The sequence below is a fragment of the Pontibacillus sp. HMF3514 genome (genome assembly GCF_009858175.1).
Taxonomy (GTDB): Bacteria; Bacillota; Bacilli; order Bacillales; family BH030062; genus Pontibacillus.
In genome coordinates this window covers 1,897,866-1,917,236 of sequence record NZ_CP047393.1, presented here as the reverse complement: position 1 = coordinate 1,917,236, position 19,371 = coordinate 1,897,866, and the positions used below count along the sequence as shown (strand labels likewise).

21 protein-coding genes are annotated in these 19,371 nt (G+C 38.1%); 4 read left to right on the top strand and 17 right to left on the bottom strand.

All coding sequences use genetic code 11. The features are described from left to right. Positions 1–14 precede the first annotated feature (14 nt). The 5 genes from parE to GS400_RS09870 all read right to left on the bottom strand — a co-directional run bounded on the left by parE (position 15) and on the right by GS400_RS09870 (position 7,148). Positions 15–1,967, bottom strand: a complete 1,953-nt coding sequence (gene parE, locus GS400_RS09890; protein ID WP_160101319.1) for a DNA topoisomerase IV subunit B — start codon at positions 1,965–1,967, stop codon at positions 15–17. Positions 1,968–2,241: 274 nt separating this feature from the next. Then, positions 2,242–2,661, bottom strand: a complete 420-nt coding sequence (locus GS400_RS09885; protein WP_160101317.1) for a CoA-binding protein — start codon at positions 2,659–2,661, stop codon at positions 2,242–2,244. A gap of 13 nt (positions 2,662–2,674) precedes the next feature. Next, complete coding sequence (locus GS400_RS09880; RefSeq protein ID WP_160101315.1) at positions 2,675–4,225, bottom strand: ABC transporter permease/substrate-binding protein; 1,551 nt, start codon at positions 4,223–4,225, stop codon at positions 2,675–2,677. Continuing rightward, complete coding sequence (locus tag GS400_RS09875) at positions 4,222–5,289, bottom strand: ABC transporter ATP-binding protein (RefSeq protein ID WP_160101313.1); 1,068 nt, start codon at positions 5,287–5,289, stop codon at positions 4,222–4,224. The genes GS400_RS09880 and GS400_RS09875 overlap by 4 nt, the downstream gene beginning before the upstream one ends. A 116-nt stretch (positions 5,290–5,405) precedes the next feature. Continuing rightward, positions 5,406–7,148: a glycosyl hydrolase family 18 protein gene (locus tag GS400_RS09870; RefSeq protein WP_160101311.1), complete on the bottom strand. Its 1,743-nt coding sequence runs from the start codon at positions 7,146–7,148 to the stop codon at positions 5,406–5,408. Positions 7,149–7,292: 144 nt separating this feature from the next. Here GS400_RS09870 and plsY point away from each other — a divergent pair, with 144 nt between their 5' ends. Then, complete coding sequence (gene plsY / locus GS400_RS09865; protein ID WP_160101309.1) at positions 7,293–7,874, top strand: glycerol-3-phosphate 1-O-acyltransferase PlsY; 582 nt, start codon at positions 7,293–7,295, stop codon at positions 7,872–7,874. 190 nt (positions 7,875–8,064) lie between these two features. Here plsY and GS400_RS09860 read toward each other — a convergent pair whose 3' ends face one another. Both GS400_RS09860 and GS400_RS09855 read right to left on the bottom strand, forming a co-directional pair. After that, a complete protein-coding gene (locus GS400_RS09860; protein ID WP_160101307.1) occupies positions 8,065–8,403 on the bottom strand; it encodes a hypothetical protein in 339 nt (112 codons plus the stop codon). Between the two features lie 282 nt (positions 8,404–8,685). After that, positions 8,686–8,886: a hypothetical protein gene (locus GS400_RS09855; protein WP_160101305.1), complete on the bottom strand. Its 201-nt coding sequence runs from the start codon at positions 8,884–8,886 to the stop codon at positions 8,686–8,688. 269 nt (positions 8,887–9,155) lie between these two features. On the opposite strand from GS400_RS09855, the gene folE2 reads away from it, so the two are divergent. The 3 genes from folE2 to GS400_RS09840 all read left to right on the top strand — a co-directional run bounded on the left by folE2 (position 9,156) and on the right by GS400_RS09840 (position 10,934). Beyond that, a complete protein-coding gene (folE2, locus tag GS400_RS09850) occupies positions 9,156–10,082 on the top strand; it encodes a GTP cyclohydrolase FolE2 (RefSeq protein ID WP_160101303.1) in 927 nt (308 codons plus the stop codon). A gap of 18 nt (positions 10,083–10,100) precedes the next feature. Further along, a complete protein-coding gene (gene yidD / locus GS400_RS09845) occupies positions 10,101–10,343 on the top strand; it encodes a membrane protein insertion efficiency factor YidD (protein ID WP_160101301.1) in 243 nt (80 codons plus the stop codon). Between the two features lie 291 nt (positions 10,344–10,634). Beyond that, on the top strand, positions 10,635–10,934 hold the full coding sequence (locus GS400_RS09840; protein ID WP_160101299.1) for a HesB/YadR/YfhF family protein: 300 nt from the start codon (positions 10,635–10,637) through the stop codon (positions 10,932–10,934). Between the two features lie 260 nt (positions 10,935–11,194). Here GS400_RS09840 and GS400_RS09835 read toward each other — a convergent pair whose 3' ends face one another. The 10 genes from GS400_RS09835 to GS400_RS09790 form a co-directional block, all read right to left on the bottom strand. Beyond that, complete coding sequence (locus GS400_RS09835) at positions 11,195–12,277, bottom strand: MraY family glycosyltransferase (protein ID WP_160101297.1); 1,083 nt, start codon at positions 12,275–12,277, stop codon at positions 11,195–11,197. A gap of 496 nt (positions 12,278–12,773) precedes the next feature. Further along, positions 12,774–12,914 (bottom strand): hypothetical protein, encoded by a 141-nt coding sequence (locus GS400_RS09830; protein WP_160101295.1) that lies wholly within the window; start codon positions 12,912–12,914, stop codon positions 12,774–12,776. A 328-nt stretch (positions 12,915–13,242) separates the two neighbouring features. Continuing rightward, positions 13,243–13,545 (bottom strand): hypothetical protein, encoded by a 303-nt coding sequence (locus tag GS400_RS09825; protein WP_160101293.1) that lies wholly within the window; start codon positions 13,543–13,545, stop codon positions 13,243–13,245. Position 13,546: 1 nt separating this feature from the next. Then, positions 13,547–13,969 (bottom strand): acyl-CoA thioesterase, encoded by a 423-nt coding sequence (locus GS400_RS09820; protein ID WP_160101291.1) that lies wholly within the window; start codon positions 13,967–13,969, stop codon positions 13,547–13,549. Next, the gene (locus tag GS400_RS09815; protein WP_160101289.1) at positions 13,966–16,269 is read right to left on the bottom strand and encodes an AAA family ATPase; all 2,304 of its coding nucleotides are present in this window, start codon (positions 16,267–16,269) and stop codon (positions 13,966–13,968) included. Before GS400_RS09815 ends, GS400_RS09820 begins: the two co-directional genes overlap by 4 nt. Before the next feature lie 410 nt (positions 16,270–16,679). Further along, positions 16,680–16,928 carry a small acid-soluble spore protein Tlp gene (tlp, locus tag GS400_RS09810; RefSeq protein ID WP_160101287.1) on the bottom strand — a complete coding sequence of 83 codons (249 nt, stop codon included), beginning with the start codon at positions 16,926–16,928 and terminating at the stop codon, positions 16,680–16,682. A 13-nt stretch (positions 16,929–16,941) separates the two neighbouring features. Next, positions 16,942–17,088: a small acid-soluble spore protein N gene (gene sspN, locus GS400_RS09805; protein ID WP_160101285.1), complete on the bottom strand. Its 147-nt coding sequence runs from the start codon at positions 17,086–17,088 to the stop codon at positions 16,942–16,944. Positions 17,089–17,177: 89 nt separating this feature from the next. After that, the gene (locus tag GS400_RS09800) at positions 17,178–17,312 is read right to left on the bottom strand and encodes an FbpB family small basic protein (protein WP_081673048.1); all 135 of its coding nucleotides are present in this window, start codon (positions 17,310–17,312) and stop codon (positions 17,178–17,180) included. A gap of 64 nt (positions 17,313–17,376) precedes the next feature. Further along, entirely contained in the window at positions 17,377–17,970 is a 594-nt protein-coding gene (locus GS400_RS09795; RefSeq protein ID WP_160101283.1) for a TlpA family protein disulfide reductase, read from the bottom strand. Continuing rightward, positions 17,963–18,628, bottom strand: coding sequence for a hypothetical protein (locus GS400_RS09790; protein WP_160101281.1), 666 nt, complete (start codon positions 18,626–18,628; stop codon positions 17,963–17,965). The genes GS400_RS09795 and GS400_RS09790 overlap by 8 nt, the downstream gene beginning before the upstream one ends. Between the last annotated feature and the right edge of the window lie 743 nt (positions 18,629–19,371).

Here is a 19,371-nt window from a genome sequence, read left to right as displayed (position 1 = left end):
AGTATATCCCCCTCTTACGATTGTAGCTTGTCGTTCTCTAGTATATTTGTTTGTTCCTCAAGTCCAAAGGCAACATGGGATTCAATCCACTTACGTCGTGGCTCAACTTTTCCACCCATAAGGGTTGTTACTCTTCGCTCTGCTTGCGCCATATCATCAACTGTCACTCGAATCAATGTACGCGTTTCTGGGCTCATAGTGGTTTTCCAAAGTTGTTCGGCATTCATCTCGCCTAAACCTTTGTAACGTTGAATGGTATAGCCATTCTTAAACTCCTTAAGAATTTCCTGAAGCTCATCTTCTTCCCATGCATATTTGATTTGTTCTTTTTTGCCTTTACCTTTTGAAACTTTATAAAGCGGTGGTAAAGCGATATAGACTTTTCCTTCTTTTATTAGTTCTTGCATATATCGATAAAAGAACGTTAATAAAAGAACTTGAATGTGAGCTCCATCCGTATCCGCATCTGTCATAATGATGATCTTATCATACTGTACATCTTCTAAATTGAAGTCTGCACCAACTCCAGCTCCAATTGTATGAATGATTGTTGATATCTCCTCATTTTTCAAGATATCTTGAAGCTTTGCTTTTTCAGTATTGATAACTTTACCTCGGAGCGGTAATACAGCTTGGAAACGACGATCTCTTCCCTGTTTAGCTGATCCTCCAGCTGAGTCACCCTCAACAAGATACAATTCATTCTTTTGCGGGTTCTTGGATTGTGCAGGTGTTAACTTTCCGCTTAGCATGGTTTCTTTTCGTTTCTTTTTCTTGCCTGAGCGTGCATCTTCACGTGCTTTTCTTGCTGCTTCACGTGCTTCTTTTGCTTTAATCGCTTTTTTAATCAGCATCGTAGCTGAATCAGGGTTCTCTTCTAAGAAATAAGAAAGTTTTTCAGAAACAATTGAATCTACTGCCGAACGAGCTTCAGATGTACCTAGTTTACTTTTCGTTTGACCTTCAAACTGGAGCTTTTCCTCAGGAATTCGCACGGACACAACAGCCGTGAACCCTTCTCGAATATCATTTCCATCAAGGTTTTTATCTTTTTCTTTTAGAAGACCTGTTTTACGCGCATGGTCATTAAAGCTTCTCGTAATAGCGGTTTTAGCACCAGATTCGTGTGTGCCTCCATCTTTTGTTCGTACGTTGTTTACGAACGAAAGCATGTTTTCAGCGTATCCATCGTTAAATTGAAAAGCAAAGTCTACTTCAATGTTTTCAGTTTCTCCTTCAAAAGCAACTACAGGATGAAGGGTATCTTTTTCTTCGTTCAGGTAGGAAACAAATGATTCTAAACCATCTGGATATTTATAGCTTTCTTCCATGTCATGACGCTTATCAACTAATACGATCTCGAGTCCCTTTAATAAGAAAGCCGCTTCACGTAGACGTTCAGATAAGGTTTCGAAATGATAAGTCGTTGTTGAGAACATTTCTGGATCTGGTTTGAATTGAATTAATGTTCCACTTTTTCTCGTATTTCCTTTTCGTTCTAACGAAGTTACCGCCTTACCACCATTTTCAAAACGTTGATAATAAGTTTGCCCATCGCGGTAGATGGTTACCTCTAACCATTCTGATAGAGCGTTCACAACGGAAGCACCTACACCATGCAGACCTCCAGATGTTTTATATCCACCTTGTCCAAACTTACCTCCAGCGTGAAGCACGGTTAGTATGACTTCAGGGGTGGGTTTCCCTAAACTATGCATCCCTGTAGGCATACCACGTCCTTCATCACGCACAGAAATACTGTGATCTTTATGTATTGTTACCGTAATACGCTCGCCAAAACCAGCTAACGCTTCGTCTACTGCGTTATCTACAATTTCATAAACGAGGTGATGCAAGCCACGATGGTCTGTACTACCAATGTACATACCAGGTCGTTTACGTACAGCTTCTAACCCCTCTAAAACTTGAATTGAATCATCATTGTATTGTGTCGAATTCGTAACCAATCTATTTGTACTCCTTTCAATGCCCTTTTTACAATATTAGAACGAATGTTCGTTTTTGTAAATAAGGGCTCCTCCCTTGAGCCTGTATCTTATTTTAGCCTTTTTTTTCTTCTTTAGCAAATAGGTAAGTTGAAAGCAGCTTATGAAAGGCCTATTTGCAAAGAATAACATTTAGGTGTTTTCCCCACAGTTATTCACGCATCGATATCCTATTATAACTTATACATCAAATAAAAAAATCCCTGCCTTGACAGGGATTTCTTTAACAATTGTTTTATACGCCTAACGTAGCAGAATGGACAACTTTGATACATGTATCCATAATCGTTGTCACACCACGTTGCGTTAAATATTCGTAAGCATCCTCATGCTCAACACCTAGCTGTGCCCAGAATGCTTTTGGATCCACTTCAAATGCTTCTTTTGCAATCTCAGGTAAATATTCAGAGCGACGGAATACGTTTACAATGTCAATCGGCTCTTCTATTTGATCAAGTGAATCTACTGCCTTCACACCAAGTGATTCTTCAATAGTCGGATTTACAGGAATGATGTTATAGCCCGCTTCCTGCATCGATTTTGATACTTGATAGGATGTACGTGACGGATTGTCGGATAATCCCACAACGGCAATAGTTTTAGCATTTAATAAAATTTCCTTCATTTCTTGTTTGCCTGGATTTTTGATTCCCATGACGCATCCTCCTTTAGTCAATCAAGCCCTCACCCTGTAAGTAATTTCTCGCAACATCTTCAGGGTCTTTGTTTTGGAAATCAACTTTGTGATTCATTTTCTGCATTTGTTCTTTCGTTATTTTGCCACCAAGTTGATTTAAAATGCTCTCTATTTCAGGATATTTATCTAATGTTTCTTGACGCATTAATGGTGCGCCTTGATATGGAGGGAATAGATTTTTAGGATCTTCAAGTACATTCAAGTTATATTCGATCATATAACCGGCTGTGGCATATGCATCAATGACATCTACCTCCCCACTAGTGATCGCTTTTTGACGTACACCAGGTTCCATGGATTTCACATTAGCTAAATCCAAATTATAGAGCTTTTGCATACCTTTATACCCGTCCTCACGATCAATAAACTCAAGTGTAAATCCAGCTGTAACTTGATTTTCGATATTTTTCAGATCACCAATGGATTTCAAATTATTTTCTTTTGCATAATCTTGTTGTACAGCTACTGCATACGTGTTGTTATATTGCATTGGTTCAAGGAAAGCCATATTAAATTGTTGCTGCATACCTTCTTTCGCTTGTTGATATACATCAATTCTCTTATTACTGTTTGCTTGTTGCTCTAAAAGGGTTACAAGAGCAGTACCCGTAAATTCAGGATAAATATCAATATCTCCAACTTTCAATGCATTGAACACAAATGCTGTCTTACCAAATCGAGGCTTCAACTCAACATTTAGCTCTGTTTCTTCCTCAATAAGAAGTTTGTACATATTGATTAAAATCTCAGGTTCTGCACCAAGCTTGGCTCCTATAACAAGGTCTGTCTCTTGTACTTCTTCTGCTCCTTGTGTATCAATTACAAATGGTGTTGCAACAATAAGTGCTGCAATAATGATAAAAATGAGCAAGGATTTAAATCCTGATTTTGCACGTTCCGCCACTTTTTCATATCCTCGAAGAATCACATCTAAGAAAATGGCTAATAAAGCAGCTGGTATTGCACCTAATAATATCAGGTTCACTTCTGCTCCTCGATTAATTCCTAAAAGAATTAAGTTACCTAATCCACCTGCTCCGATTAATGCCGCTATTGTAGCTGTCCCCACAATTAATACCATAGAAGTACGAATACCAGCTATGATCACAGGCATTGCTATTGGTAGCTCTATACGAGATAAACGTCGTAAAGAGCTCATTCCCATTCCTTCAGCCGCTTCTTTTAAAGCAGGATCTACCTCTTTTATACCTGTATATGTGTTACGAAGGATTGGAAGTAATGCATAAAGAGTAAGAGCAATAATAGCATTATCTGTTCCTGTACCTATGGCTGGTATAGGGATTAAAAAGGCTAAAATCGCTAAGCTTGGTATGGTCTGTAATACAGCCGTTACACCAATGATGGGCTCTGCCAATCGTTTGGTACGCGTAAGGGCAAGCCCTAGTGGTACCGCGATAAGAATAGCAAGTAAAAGAGCAATTAAAGATAACTGCAAATGCTCCCAAATTAACTGCATTAATTCATCTTGTCGACTTTCGAAAACGGACATGAATTTACTCATTGTTGAATCACCCCGTTTTCCATCGTGGTTTGTTTCTGTAGATACTGAACAATGTCTTTATAAGATAACGTTCCAATAAACTCATTCTCTTTTACAACAGGAAGCACGGTGACATCTTGATTTTCAAATTCTTCAGTTGCTTTACTTAGATGCATTGCATTTGGAAGTGCTCTAAGATCTAATTTCTTTCCATTTTGAATAGCACCTTTATACCCATTCTTGTTATCTACAATCATATAAAGCGTTGAGTCCTCACTACTCAATGTATTCACTTCTGACTCTTGTACAACATGTGCTTGACTTCTGTCTACCATAACATCAACTGCTGTTTGCCATGGAGATTTTCGTTCACCCACGAAGCTTTTTACAAAGTCTGTTTGAGGATTAAGAATAAGTTCTTGTGGAGTAGATAATTGCTCAATCTGACCATCTTTCATTAAGCAAACACGGTCTCCTAACGCAAGTGCTTCATCAATATCGTGGGTTACAAAGACAATGGTCTTTTGGATTTCTTGTTGCAATTGTTGAATATCTTGCTGCAGCTGTTCGCGGCTTATAGGATCAAGCGCTGAAAAGGGCTCGTCCATTAGTATAATGTCCGGGTCTGCGGCTAAAGCTCTGATCACACCTACACGTTGCTGCTGACCTCCTGATAATTCGCTCGGCTTACGTTTTTTATATGTATTAGGTTCTAAGCCAACCATATCCATAAGATCTTCAATACGTTTGGAAAGTTTATTCTTTTTCCACTTCTTCATCTCTGGAACGATTGCGATGTTTTCTTCAATCGTCATGTGGGGAAATAATGCAATCTCTTGAAGGACATATCCGATATTCCACCGAAGTTCATCGATTTTATATTCTCGTATATCTTTATCATTAATAATAATGTTCCCTGATGTAGGTTCGATGAGGCGATTAATCATTTTCATAGACGTGGTTTTCCCGCAACCACTAGGTCCAATAAGTGTAAGTAGTTCCCCTTTATTTACCGTTAAATTTAGATCTTTAACAGCTTCTGTTCCGTCGGGGAACGTCTTGCTTACCGACTGAAATTCTATCATGGTTTACCTCCTTGAATGTCTTGAGCTTCAATTCCGACCAATTTGATCAGTGAAGCTTAACTATTATGATATAAAAAATAGGCATAGATGCATAGCATCTTGCCTATTCAATGTGCTTATTCGGATTTTTGTACAATTTTTCTGTGAGAGAGCTCTTCATCAAGCGTTTTCCAAGCCTCATCATCAGCGAAATATTTACTCCAAGTAGCTATTCCTGCTAATTGGAATTGATGTACGAGTTGTGCTCGTTTTGCTAAAGAAGTTTTATTTTCAAGCCACATTTTATAGGTGATTGATTTATCTGGTACTTGATATTCTACATAATCTTGCCCAGTACTCCTATCATATTTAGATTCCAAGTCTCGTTCTTTCATCCACTTTTCCGCTTCTTCCATAGTAAATGATTCAGAACTTACCTTTTTACCGTTTTCTCCCTGTTCAATTTTCCACAGTCTTGTATATAACGGCACTCCTAATATGAGGCGATCATGGGGTACAACTTGTAGCAATTGATTAAGATTCCGCTTCACCCATGGCAGACTACTTACACTACCAGCAACTTGAGAACTGCCCCAATGCTCATCATACGCCATAACCATGAGGTAATCCACAGCATCTGCTAGTTCTTCACGCTCATAAAATTTAGACCACATCGCACTCTCTGAAATGAATGTAATATCCATCGAAACAACTAACCCTGCCTCATGCGCAAGAGGAGTCAGCTCTCGTGCAAATTGAGTTAATTTTGGACCATCTTGTTCATACACATTTTCAAAATCAAGATTAAGTCCATCCAAGTTATATATTTCAGCATATTGGAGTAATTGTTTAATCATCTTTTGACGAGATTCATAGGTTGATAGAGCTTTTTGAGTCCTATCTGGTTCAAACGCATTCGAGAATAGGGCCCAAACTCTGTACCCTTTTTCATGAGCTTGATCAACATAGGATTTAGATGCAATATTACGAATATCGCCTTCTCCATTTTGCAACTCAAACCATGTAGGAGATAATACTTTCACACCTTCAAGATCAGGTTGTGATGTTGGGTTAGCACTTGCTTGATAAATCCCATCCCAAGTCACATGGACAGGCCATTCAATGCTTGGCTTAAATGGTATTTTGTTAGCCTGGACTTCTGCCTTGATTCGATCTGTACCGTTAAGCTGGACCACAGATTTTTTTAAATAGCCTGCAACACCATTCTCTGTCCGAACTTTAAAATACTCCTTGGTATCCTTCTCTATAAATAACTCAACACCTTCTGATAATTCAGCTACATAAGGAGACGTTAATGTAGGAGAGGTTCTCATTCTTCTTAAGTCCTCATCCTCGGTGGCTCTCATTGTTGCTTTCTGAAGGATTTGATCGTGCTCAAGAATTTGAACAGCTTTTGTGTCCTTGAAATAACGTATTTCCATTGGATAAACTTTTTGAAGCCACTCACTAGCTAAGTATAGGTTACCATTTTCTTGTTTAAGTACGGGAAATGAAAGCTTTTGCTTGCTATTATTCATATAGTAGTTTAATGAATCACTAGGCATCTGATAAACCTTCTGATCGGTGGTCATGATAACGGATGATGACTCTTCATCAAATTGAATTGAAGAATCTATATGTTGTTTGATAAAGGTATATGGAATATAAAGTTGATTTGAAAACATCGCTTGTTTATTGAAGATATCTTCTTCAAATATCATTGTATAGTCTTCTGTAAAGTATGGCACTTTTTCATCTGAAGGGAATGGATATACCACCCAAAATCCAATCGATGATAAAATAAACAAAAAAGCAAGTGAAAAAACAATTAGGGATGTTGTTCGATTCTTTTTCTTATTATACACTTCTGTTCTTGCCACGCTTGTATCCTCCCCCCTTTATTATGGTATAAAATTCTGTTAAATTTTGAAATAGTTTTTAGAAAAATTGATTTTATGTTCTTTCGATGGACGGTTTTTGATAGAATATAGAAAGCATGAAGCCGAAGGTAAAGGAGTTTTTAGATGAATTATGTGATTTTTGCACTTATTGCGTATGTTATTGGATCGATCCCATTTGGATTGCTTGTAGGAAAACTAGGGTATAAAATCGATATTCGTGAACACGGAAGTGGAAATTTAGGCGGGACAAACACATTTCGTGTACTAGGCGTCAAAGCTGGTCTTATTGTTACAATAGGAGATATTTTAAAAGGAACATTTGCCTCCCTTCTACCATGGTTAATGGGTCTTGATATAAACATTTTAATTATCGGGATCTTTGCCGTTATCGGACATATGTACCCAATCTTTGCGAGGTTCAAAGGTGGTAAAGCCGTTGCAACATCTGGTGGTGTAATATTAGCAGTTGAACCTGTTCTTTTTGTCATTATGCTTGCTACGTTCTTCTTAATGTTATATCTAACCAAATACGTATCTCTTTCCTCAATGGTAACAGGTGTTGTTACAGTCATTTCAGCCATTATTCTGCAAAACATTGGTTTGGTTATCGTTACAAGTATCCTCACATTATTTGTAATCTATCGCCATAGAACAAATATTAAACGAATTAAGGATAAAACAGAGCCTAAAATTAAATGGATGTAAAAAAAGCCAAAGCATACTGAACTGTATGCTTTGGCTTTTTTGCTAACCTATTTTGTATCATAATTCTTATTCAATTATATAGCAGTTATCTTGAATAAGCTGGTGCGGGATGGTTCCGTTACGTTTATGCAGATCGGCGGGCTGTGGAACGGGTTGCTTTCCCCGGAAGACCGATCGAGCTTCCTCGTCACTACGTTCCTGCGGGATCTCGCTCGCCCTTTCTACCGGAGGAGTCAACCCGTTCCACAGCCCACCTTGGCCAAATGATGAATAACAGAACCGCAGCGATGTTGAGAGGTCGATGCTTACGGACATCTGTTCCTTTATTTTGAACTTTTAAGGCATTACGAGAGTCGTTACGGACATATGATACCTTATTTGTGACAAATTGGTCTTTTTCAAGGTGATTTGAAGCAAATAACGGAATGAATGTCTGTAAGCTCTTCAATGAAGTTAGATTAAGATAAAATAACGGAACAGATGTCCGTAAGGTTAAGAAATCACACAACCAGAGTCCGTTAATCTCCATAAACGCAAAGGGGTGAGGGAAACGGCAAACTCCCGCGGTAGAAAGGGCGGCCGAGACCCCGCAGGAACGAAGTGACGAGGAGGATTGGACGGTCTTCCGCAGGAGTATTGCCGTTTCACTGAACCCCTCCCCCTCATAAAAGCAACGGACCTTCACCGCACAATATCTCGAAATCAAGTCTTCCAGATAAGGGGGCTATAGTGAAACTGGTCTTAAATATTACACAGTGAATAAAAAAAGCCATGAGGTTCCGCTTCCCCATGGCTGAATATTATTTTCATATTAGTAACCGTAAGTCCAGTCGATATCCGCTTCAAAAAAGCTAACTGGCCAAACACGTTCTGTTGTTTGACCTACACGTTCACACTTTGTTGTACGTGTAAACCCACCATTATCTTTCATGTCATCAAAAGTTTTACGATCTATATCTTCAAGCACGATTACATCTTGACGATCTGTGCTGAACAATGCTGTTCCTTTCATAGCTGTTTGTCACCTTCCCATATCATTGTTGATGCATCTATCATATGCAACGAAACACCTATTGCCAACCCATTTTCCCTAATTTGAAATTTTAAGATAATAGAAAGCGTTTACTGTAAAGGAATTCAGAATATCCTAGAAGATTTCTACAAAATATAGATATATTCTAATAGGTCGAGTACAATGGATAGGTATAAAAATTGAACAATTGACTAAGTATCATGTATACTTTTGAGTAGCTTTAGAAGAAGCTGAAAGGAGACATCACTATGAATCAGACGAACATTAACGCAAATAAACAACTCCCTCCTAAACATGAGCGCCATAAAATGTTCGGTTCAGTTCCAGCCGGACCTCGTACAAAGCCTGTTGAGAAGGAACAAATGGTGGATTTGCAAAATACAAAAAAAGATTTTTTATTTGATTTGGACGCAGTAGGAATTACAAATGTGAAGCACCCCATTAAGATAAATAGTTCCATGAAGCCAGAAATCCAAACAACAATTGGAAACTTCCGCTTTTCATCTAGTATTGGGAAAGGAAGTAAAGGAACGAACATGAGTCGTTTTACAGAACAGCTTGATCAATACCACAATGAAGGTTTTGCCATTGACCTAGAGACCTTAAAACGATTCACAAAAGAATTAGCTGGTCGTCTCAAACAAAAGGATGCTGAGGTCGAAGTTACCTATCCTTGGTTTTTCGAACGCAAAGGACCGTTTTCTGACCTTGCTGGTATGAACCACGCTGATGCGACAATGAAAGTTCAATATCATGAAGATACAGGGTATGATATTGAGGTGAGTCTGAAAGGTACTATTACTACTCTTTGTCCTTGCTCTAAAGAGATCAGTGAATATTCTGCTCACAACCAACGCGGACAAGTGACCATGTCTGTTAAGCTTACTGACGATTTTGATGAGAATCAAACAGACTGGAAAGCTGCTCTTTTAGAAGCATCTGAATCGAATGCAAGCGCGCGGATTCACCCTGTTCTAAAACGTCCTGATGAAAAAGCTGTAACCGAACAAGCATATGAAAACCCTCGTTTCGTTGAGGATATTGTACGATTAGTAGCAGCTGACCTTTATGAACTTCCTTACGTTGAGAAATTCTATGTTTCTTGTCAAAATGAAGAGTCCATTCACCTTCATGATGCGATTGCTGAAGTTACCTACGATAAAACACAAGAGTAAATTAAGGATGAGACCACTATGAAGCATGTATTTTTATGGATAATACGCTTTTATCAAAAAATCATATCTCCTATCAAGCCTCCTACATGCCGTTTCTATCCAACATGCTCGCAATATGGGGTCGAAGCAATACAACGCTTTGGAGCGATCAAGGGTGGCTATTTAACCATTAAACGAATACTCAAATGTCAGCCATTTCACGCTGGTGGAATCGACCCTGTTCCTGAAAAAGAAAAAAAGAGGAAATCACAATCTTCGTGATTTCCTCTTTTTTAGGCTTTGGATTGTTTTTTGAACAATAGGATTCCAACAATAATTAATATGAGCGTCATGCCGAAGCAACGATTGGTGTTATAGCATTAAGTTGCTGCATATTTTTAGAGAAGCCGTATAAAAACATACCAATTGCCATGGTGGCCATCACCTTTTAACTATTAGTACGAATGAATCATACTCTTTGTTTCATCCTAATAAATAAATCCCTATGTTTGAAACGCCTCTTTTAGTGTAATACGATAAAGGAGCACATAATCCCTACTAGGAGTTGAAGGAATGCAATTAAAAGTAGCAGAAGAAGCAGCACAATGGTATAAAGATGAATTAGAATTAAGTGATAACGACTCCCTTCGTTTCTTTGTTCGCTATGGGGGCGTTGGCGGATTAAAACCAGGATTTTCTCTTGGAGTTCGCCCTGACACAGCACAAGAGCCCATTGCAGAGACAACCGTTGATGGCGTACACTTCTATATCGAACAAGATGACGCGTGGTATTTTGACAACCACAGTGTGAAAGTAACCTATGATCCCAAAATGCAAGAACCTGATTTTGAATATGAAGAAGAGCAAGAATAAATGTTTCCTAAGAAAAATCCCTGTCTAGCATGAAACAGGGATTTTTTTTTGTACTTTTTTATGGTTTAATATTGTTACTTTTTTTGCATTCAATATTATTTAATGTTCGGAGTTGCTACTAAGTATGGGTCATTAATATCTACATTTTTGTTTCTTATTTATTTATATTACCACTTCGGAGTTACTACTTAGTTTCTAAAAGAGTTTCTCTAAGATCAGAAAAAAAGCCTTGCCATAGAGACAAGACTTTTAACATGTTTTTATTTTTGGCGCTCCATTGCTCTGATAAATTTAAAAAGAAATGATGTTAGAGGCTTGAACTGATCGGAGAAAATCCCAATAAATTCTGCGAATAAATGAACAAGTATTAACACAATTCCTACTACTAACAAGGATAGCAAAATGTTTGTATATAAAACTAATACAGCAAAACATGAAAAGATAAATGAGATCGCATAAATGATTAACACGGTTGTCCGGTGTGAAAAACCCAGATGTAAAAAACGATGATGCAAATGATCTTTATCAGGTGATGAGATCGGCACACCTTTCAATTTCCGTCGGATCATTGCATAAAACGTATCCATCAAAGGGATCCCTAAAATAATGATCGGTACTAAAAAGGATACAAGTGTTACCTGTTTTAACTCGAGCAATGAAAGAACCGCAAGTGTATAACCTAGAAACAAAGAACCTGAGTCCCCCATAAAGATACGGGCTGGGTAAAAGTTATAAGGTAAGAACCCAAGCAATGCTCCTATCAGTAAAAGCGATGTAAAAGCTAACATCATGTTCCCCAATAATAATGAAACTACAAATAACGCACCAAATGAAATGGCAGATACACCTGAGGCAAGTCCATCTAAGCCATCTATAAAGTTCACCGCATTCGTCATTCCAACAATCCAAACGAAAGTAATGGCAATTCCAAACCAGCCTACGTACAATCCATCTTCTATGAATGGCAAGGATATAACATTAATGCTAAGACCGTAATAAATAGGGATCAAAGCAGCAATCATTTGACCAAATAATTTATACAAAGGTCGAATATCAACTGCATCGTCAATACTACCTGTTATAACGATGATGAGACCACCCAATAAGATGGAATTTCCTATTATGGTGGATTCAAAAGTCGTAAAATGATCGGCAATTAAGTAACTTAGTGAAAAAGATATGTAAATGGCTATGCCGCCTAAATAAGGCATCACTTTTTTATGAACTTTGCGATCACTATTAGGTTGATCAACGATATTCAAGTGAAAAGCTAATCTTCGTACAAATGGTGTTATGATAAGGCTTATAATAATCGGTATAATAAGAGTTATGACATAATTCATTAATGCTTACACCTCTGAATCCTTTAATATAAAAGAGATATAAAAGATTTTAGTCTCTTTAATGTTCTTAGATAACACTCTTATTATACCTTCCATGTCTATATAAAGATATGATCTATTGAAAAAAATGTATAATTTATTACCATTTTGATGAAATAAGTGAAATTATCACAGAGGTTAAATCATTGAGATTCTTCAATTATAGCCCCCTTATGTGGAAGACTTGGATTCGAGATATAGGTTCGGAGGAGTCCGTTGCTTGTATGAGAGTAAGGGGGTCAGTGAAACGGCAATACTCCTGCTGCCCCACACGACGTGGGGTAGGTCGACGTTGCCACACGATGTGGCGGTCTTAGTCGATCTTCATTATTTACTTTCAGCCTCCTCGTTCACTCCGTTCTCTGTGGGGTCTCATCTGCCCTTTCTACCACTGGAGTTTGCCGTTTCCTTCCCCCCTTTGCGTTTATGAAGAATAACGGACCCTAATGTGTGAGTTCTAAACCTTACGGACATTTATTCCGTTATTTTGAACTTTTAAGGCATTTCGAGAGTCGTTACGGACATATGGTACCTTATTTGTGACAAATTGGGGTTTTTCAAGGTGATTTGATGCAAATAACGGAATAAATGTCCTCAAGCATTTCCTCACATTATCTCTGCGGTTCCGTTAATCACCATTCGGCTAAGGTGGGCTTGGGAACGGGTTGACTCCTCCGGAAAAACGGGCGAGCGAGACCCCGCAAGAAGCGTAGCGGATGAGGAGGCTCGATCGTTCGTCCGGGGAAAGCAATCCGTTCCCAAGCCCACCGCACTCCACAATAGCAACGGAACCGCCTATCTCACTAAAACAGTTATTCCATATTACTGCCATATAACTGAATAAAATAATTTATGTGAACCTGTGTTTTTACAAATACATCGAAAAAACTTTTTAAAATAAAACTCGCTCATAATTATGAGCGAGTTTAATCAAGATTGAATTTTTTTAGTTGGTCTGTTTTTCCTTCTGCTTGTAAGATAGTCCGCTGTCTCTCGCCAAGTAAATCGAAATGAGGGTACTCCGGATCCTGATGTATCCACTCAGGTTTCAAACCATATTGCTTCCCCCATTCAATTAACTTGTCTTGATCGACGCAACCGACCTTGGTAACGGTCTTAGCATCTGGAAAACGCTCATCAATCCAAAAGTGTGTTAAAAAAGCAATGTTTCCATTTTTCACATCACTTTTCCACCTTTTTAATTCCTCACGTTTAAGTCCAAAGGCCACTCTACTCGTCTCCTTTAGCTTTTAAATACGCTTCGTGCCAATCTGGAAAAGACTTACGAACTGAAATAGGCTTAAATGAGTCCTTCTTGACACAAACGTGCTTTGTACTTCCTGTAACAGCTGTTTCCCCTTCTGGAGTTAAAATTTCATACCCATACGTTACTTTCAAACCATCATACTCTTTTAACCAGGTTTTCACTCTTGCCGTTTGACCATATCGTAATGGTCTCTTAAACTGAATATCAGCATCAACAAGAGGCGATAATACACCGCTCTCTTCCATTTCATGATAACGAAAACCTAAGTCTTCGATGAATTCAGTTCGTCCAATTTCAAACCACACAAAATAATTTGCATGATAAACAACTCCCATTTGATCTGTTTCAGCGTATCGTACTTTTACTTCTGATGTTGTAATCATCATATTTCTCTCCCCTTTACAGCATTCCAAGCATTCTGTACATCATCTTTACTTAAGATGTGGAATGAGTCAATTTGTTCAGCCTCATCAATGCGAAGGGCCTGGTATTGAATGGATTCATCAACAAGGTTTTTAACAAAACGACCGTTTCCTTCTACAGAATGTTGTTTATATTGTTCTGTTAAGAATGTAATAGCTTCATCGCTTAATTCATATTGATATTGCTTGGCTTGATAAAGTGTAATATCCACCAATTCATCTGCTGTATAATCTGGGAAGTGGAAAAATTTCTTGAAACGGGAAGACAGACCTGGATTTGACTGAATCAACGCTTTCATCTCTTGTTTGTAGCCTGCCAAAATCACAACTAAGTTTTCATTATGCTTGGTCATTTCATCTACTAGTGTATCAATCGCTTCTTTTCCAAAATCGGTAGATCCTGATTTAAATAGAGAATAAGCTTCATCAATAAAGAGAACACCCCCAAGGGCTTCTCGTATTTTTTTCTTGGTTTTCATAGTAGTTTGCCCTATATAGCCAGCGACTAAGTCACTACGAGAGGCTACAACTACATGACCACGCTTTAGTAAACCACAATTCTTCAGGATTTGAGCATAAATGTGAGCCACCGTCGTTTTGCCAGTACCAGGATTTCCTGAAAAAACTGCGTGAAGTTGAATTGGAACAGAAGGTAAACCTTCTTCCTTTCTTCTTTGTTGTAAGCGCACAAATGAAGACAGCTTTTTCACTTCATCCTTAACGGGCTGCAATCCAATTAAGCGTTCTAGCTTATGGATAGGAGATTCCTCCTCTTTATCCTGATCGAATAAAGGATCAAAGTCATCGCCTTCAATTCGCATGAAATCCAATAATCCTGTTTCAGAAGGATCTCCAGATTCTGTTGCACCTTTTTGAAAAATCGTTTGTAAGATAATGTTTCTTACCGTACGTGCATTACCAAACGTATCATCTACTTGCTGTTTTTCGATGGCTGTTTCAAGTTTTGCAAGACTTTTCTCAGTTAGGAAATAGTCATTTTCTAACGCAGTCGTTTCTCCGATATAAACAAGTTCATCTAAATTATAATTCGGAAGAGTCATGTGATTTTGTTCTGGAAAACGACTTCGGAGACCAGGGTTTGCCCAAAGAAACTGACGCATTTCTTCTGGATAACCAGCGAGAATTACAGCAAACTTATCTCCATACTCTTTACTCGTCATAGCAGAAACAAGTGTATCAATGGCGGCCTGGCCATAATCATTTCCGGACTGCCCTTCTCTTTTTAAGCTATAAGCTTCATCTATAAATAAAATACCACCGATCGCTTGTTGTACGTAATTCATCGTGTTTTCTTCCGTTTGTCCAACATAAGATCCCACTAAATGTGATCTGTTAACTTCAATAACCTCTTTTGTATCAAGTAATCCCAGATCATAGTAGATATTTGCTAACAAGCGAGCCAATGTTGTTTTACCAGTACCAGGGTTACCCGTAATGATCATATGAAGTTCAGGTTCGTCATTCATATGAAACCCAATGTCTTTTCGTTGCTGTTGATATTTTAAATAGTGATAATACCTATGGATGTATGATTTGATTTCATCTAATCCAACCATGTCATCTAATTGGCTTAAAGGGTTTTTTTCTTTTTGATCTTGCAAACCTTCAGGTAATTCACTTTCCAAATGATGAGTTAGTGATTCAAGCTTACGTAACCACTGATTTATAGTAGTAGCTGAAACATGATTCACACCATTCATTTGGTTTGCTAAAAATGGTTCTAATTCTTTTAGCAATTCATCAAAAGCTTCTTGTCCATTTTTTAAGAGAACCTGAATTTGTGAATCACTATTAGAACGGTATAGTGAGTATCCACCAGTAGACCATTCTTCTTCAAGCTTCTCCACTTTTTCATGGATTAGTTGAAGTTTTTTTCGCTTAACGGATTGGTGATCGGTTTCGTGTATAAATAAGTCACGAAAATCTTCATCTTTTAGTAACTTTATATGTTCTTGTACTTCTACGAGTTCAAATAATTGATCAATAATAGCATCGGAAGGATTTACATCTCTAGCCTTTTGAACAAATTCTTTAGCAATCGCATCTTCATGAAGTGTAGTCCGTTTCATACGATGAAAAGCAACCAATGCATATATCTTACTCACTGTTTCTTCACTTAACTTGATTGTGTTTTGTTCAAAAGCATCTGCATAGCGAAGCGCTACCGTTTCATCTAATGGAGGTTGATGGGATAAATCATTCCATGCTTGTAAGTTATCTATAGTTTGTTGATCGATGTTCATGTCATCATCCTTCCATACATAATCCAATAACCCATTTTATCATAGGTGCTTAAGAAAGTTGATGATCTTGCATAAAAGATGTTACAAAAGGCGTAAGCGCCTGTTTAGCAACGAAGGGACTGGACTGAGCCAGATTAACCAAACTTGCTGATTGGCAAGCCGGTAGGCGCAGACAGAAGCTTAGTTGCCGTGGTACTTTAACCTAGAAATTTTAACTACGTCGAAATACTCCTTAGCTAAAATTGCATGTCATCAAATGTGTAAAGGAAACACAAATTGCAAAACAATTTGTGTTGACTTATCGAACGGAGGCGAGGGAAGTCCATTCGTTGCTGAGCGCTGGAGCTAGACATCTAGGAACTATATTAACGAAGGAAGAGCCCTGTCATTGGACAGGGCTCTGAGTCATGCTATTTTTTTTGATCTTGCTGATGTCGTGCTTCATCCTTAATTTCATTACGCATAGCGTTAATGGATTCTTCACGACGTTTGTTTTTGTCTATAATCTGTTGTTTGGCTTCCCCTTCAGAAAACTGCATAGTATCATGGGCAGACTCTAAATTTTGAATGGTGTTTTGAACCATTTCTTGAAGCTTTTCAACGTTATCACTACGATCATCTGGATTTGCATATTGTTGATTTTGTTTGCGTTGACTCATGAATGAATTCCTCCTATTTTTTCCCTTTAGTTTTAATGACTTTCGGCTTTACAGGAGAATCCATCTCCATTTTTGAGCCTTTATTTGAATGGATGTTACGTGGTTGTGTTCCTTTATGGTTCGGTGCGAATTGTGACGGATCGCGTTTCGGATTACTCATCACGAATGCCCTCCTTTCTTGTTTAAGGAGTACATGTTTATTTTGATGCTGAATCGGTTTAAATATACAAAAACAGATAGCCGAGACGACTATCTGTTTAAGGAATCATTCATACGTTTTTCTATTTTTTCTTCAATTTTACTCATTTGCTTTTTATCTTCTACAATTTGTTTTCTATTCATTTGAATAAGCTCTTCAAATGTTGGTTTGCGTTTACGTACCAAAGGAAATCAACCCCTTATCCTTTTTAGAACAAGGATTGACTTAATTGTCAGAAAATATACATCATTATTTTAATTCGTCCATTTTCTTTTCCATAAAGGATTTGGTCATTGGACCTACCTTACGAGGCGCTTGAATTAAACCATCAGAACCAATGAAATAAGTTGTTGGTAAAGCTGTAGCACGAAACTGTGTATTTGCTTTAAGTTTTGGATCTAACAAAACCGTAAATGTGTATCCATTTTCTTCTACAAATTGTTTTACTTTTTCTACTCCCTTTTCAGTACCAGTCGCATTTATGGCAATGATTTTGACATCATCTCCGTATTTTTCATGAAACTCCTGCATTTCTGGCATTTCAACTCGACAAGGTGGGCACCATGTAGCCCAAAAGTTTAAAAATAATTTTTCTCCTTTAAAATCAGAAAGTTGAACGGTCTCTCCATCCAATGTTTTTAGTTCAACATCTGGCATGGCTTCTCCAACTTTTAACCCTTCTGGTGCATTTGGTGGTGTCATACCAGTCCCTTCAGAAGAAGAAATGTTTTGATCTTCATTTAATGAAGGGTTACTTGAATCATTTTGGTTCTGTAACACTGTGTAAACGGTCATCCCAAAAAGCACAAGTAGTACAGTAGCAGCAGCTATTCGTTTAAGCATTATGTTCACTTCCTTTAATTAGACGAAAATCAAGGACCAATAGAGTGATTCCTAATAGGAATGCTCCCCAAAGTGTCCAATCATTCATATGTATGTTCCCATTTATGATATCATGTCCAATCCACCCAGCAACAGCCCACTGACCAATACGAATCGAACTTTTGTTACTTTTGAATCTGTTTGAGAAGAAAAAGAAAATAGCTAAAGTAATAAAATAAACTCCAAATACTATGTCTCCCCAGTAAAGGGAATACATCCATATGTACAGCACTTGAAATGCCCCAAACAAGATTAAGCCTGAAAATATAAAAGTATTTTGAATAAACTCAGATGGAATGCTCTGCTTGGTAAGAGCTTTTCTATAAAAGATATAAGCTACAAGAACTCCCACAATCCATCCTACAGCTCCTCCATCAAAGTAAATTAATCTCAGCGGATCTTGGATACCCTCTATAGGATGAGAAAGAATATAGCTGAACTTCCATATGATGATGATCATAAGAATAGATTGAACCCATTCACTTAAGATGACCTTTTTATCATTCAACTTGTAATGCGATAAGAGACCATATGTTATTAGTAAAGAAAAGGTAAGACTAAGTAAAAGGATGATATATGAACCTTGAATGAGAAATGGCCCCAGATTAAAATCAAGCATAAACTTTTCTCCTATGTCTGATAAGATATGGTTTTATAGTACGTTGAAGCCGCCTCTATTGTAAAGTCAATTGCTCTTATTGTTGGATAATAGTCACATAAACATTGATTTATATCAAAAATCGTTATTCCTCTATAGCCCCCTTATCTGGAAGACTTGATTTCGAGATAAGGTGAGTATGGTTCCGTTGCTTTAATGGAGTGCGGCGGGCTGGGAAACGGGCTGCTTTCCCCGGACGAACGATCGAGCCTCCTCACTCACTTCGTTCCCTGCGGGGTCTCGCTCGCCCGTTTTTCCGGAGGAGTCAGCCCGTTTCCCAGCCCACCTTAGCTGTATTTAGGTTAACGGAACCGCAGCCTAATAAGTATTTCTGTTTTGATTTGTTAGTTGCACCTTAATTAGATTGAAGAAGATTTGAATCCTGAGATAAAGCTTGTTTATAGCATTTCTGATCTCCATATAATACTTCTGATGCTCTATGGAAGATCAACTAATTAGAGCTGGGGTCGTTAACCTACATACCAATGGGGGGAAGGAAACGGCAAACTCCCGCGGTAGAAAGGGCGGCCAAGACCCCGCAAGGAGCGTAGCGGATGAGGAGGCTTGGACGGTCTTCCGCAGGAGTATTGCCGTTTCAATGACCCCCACGCCTCACAAACGCAACGAACCCACCATCTCACTCAGAAGCTTATTCCAGATTACTGCCATATAACTGAACAAAGTTTATACCAATTTCCCTAACA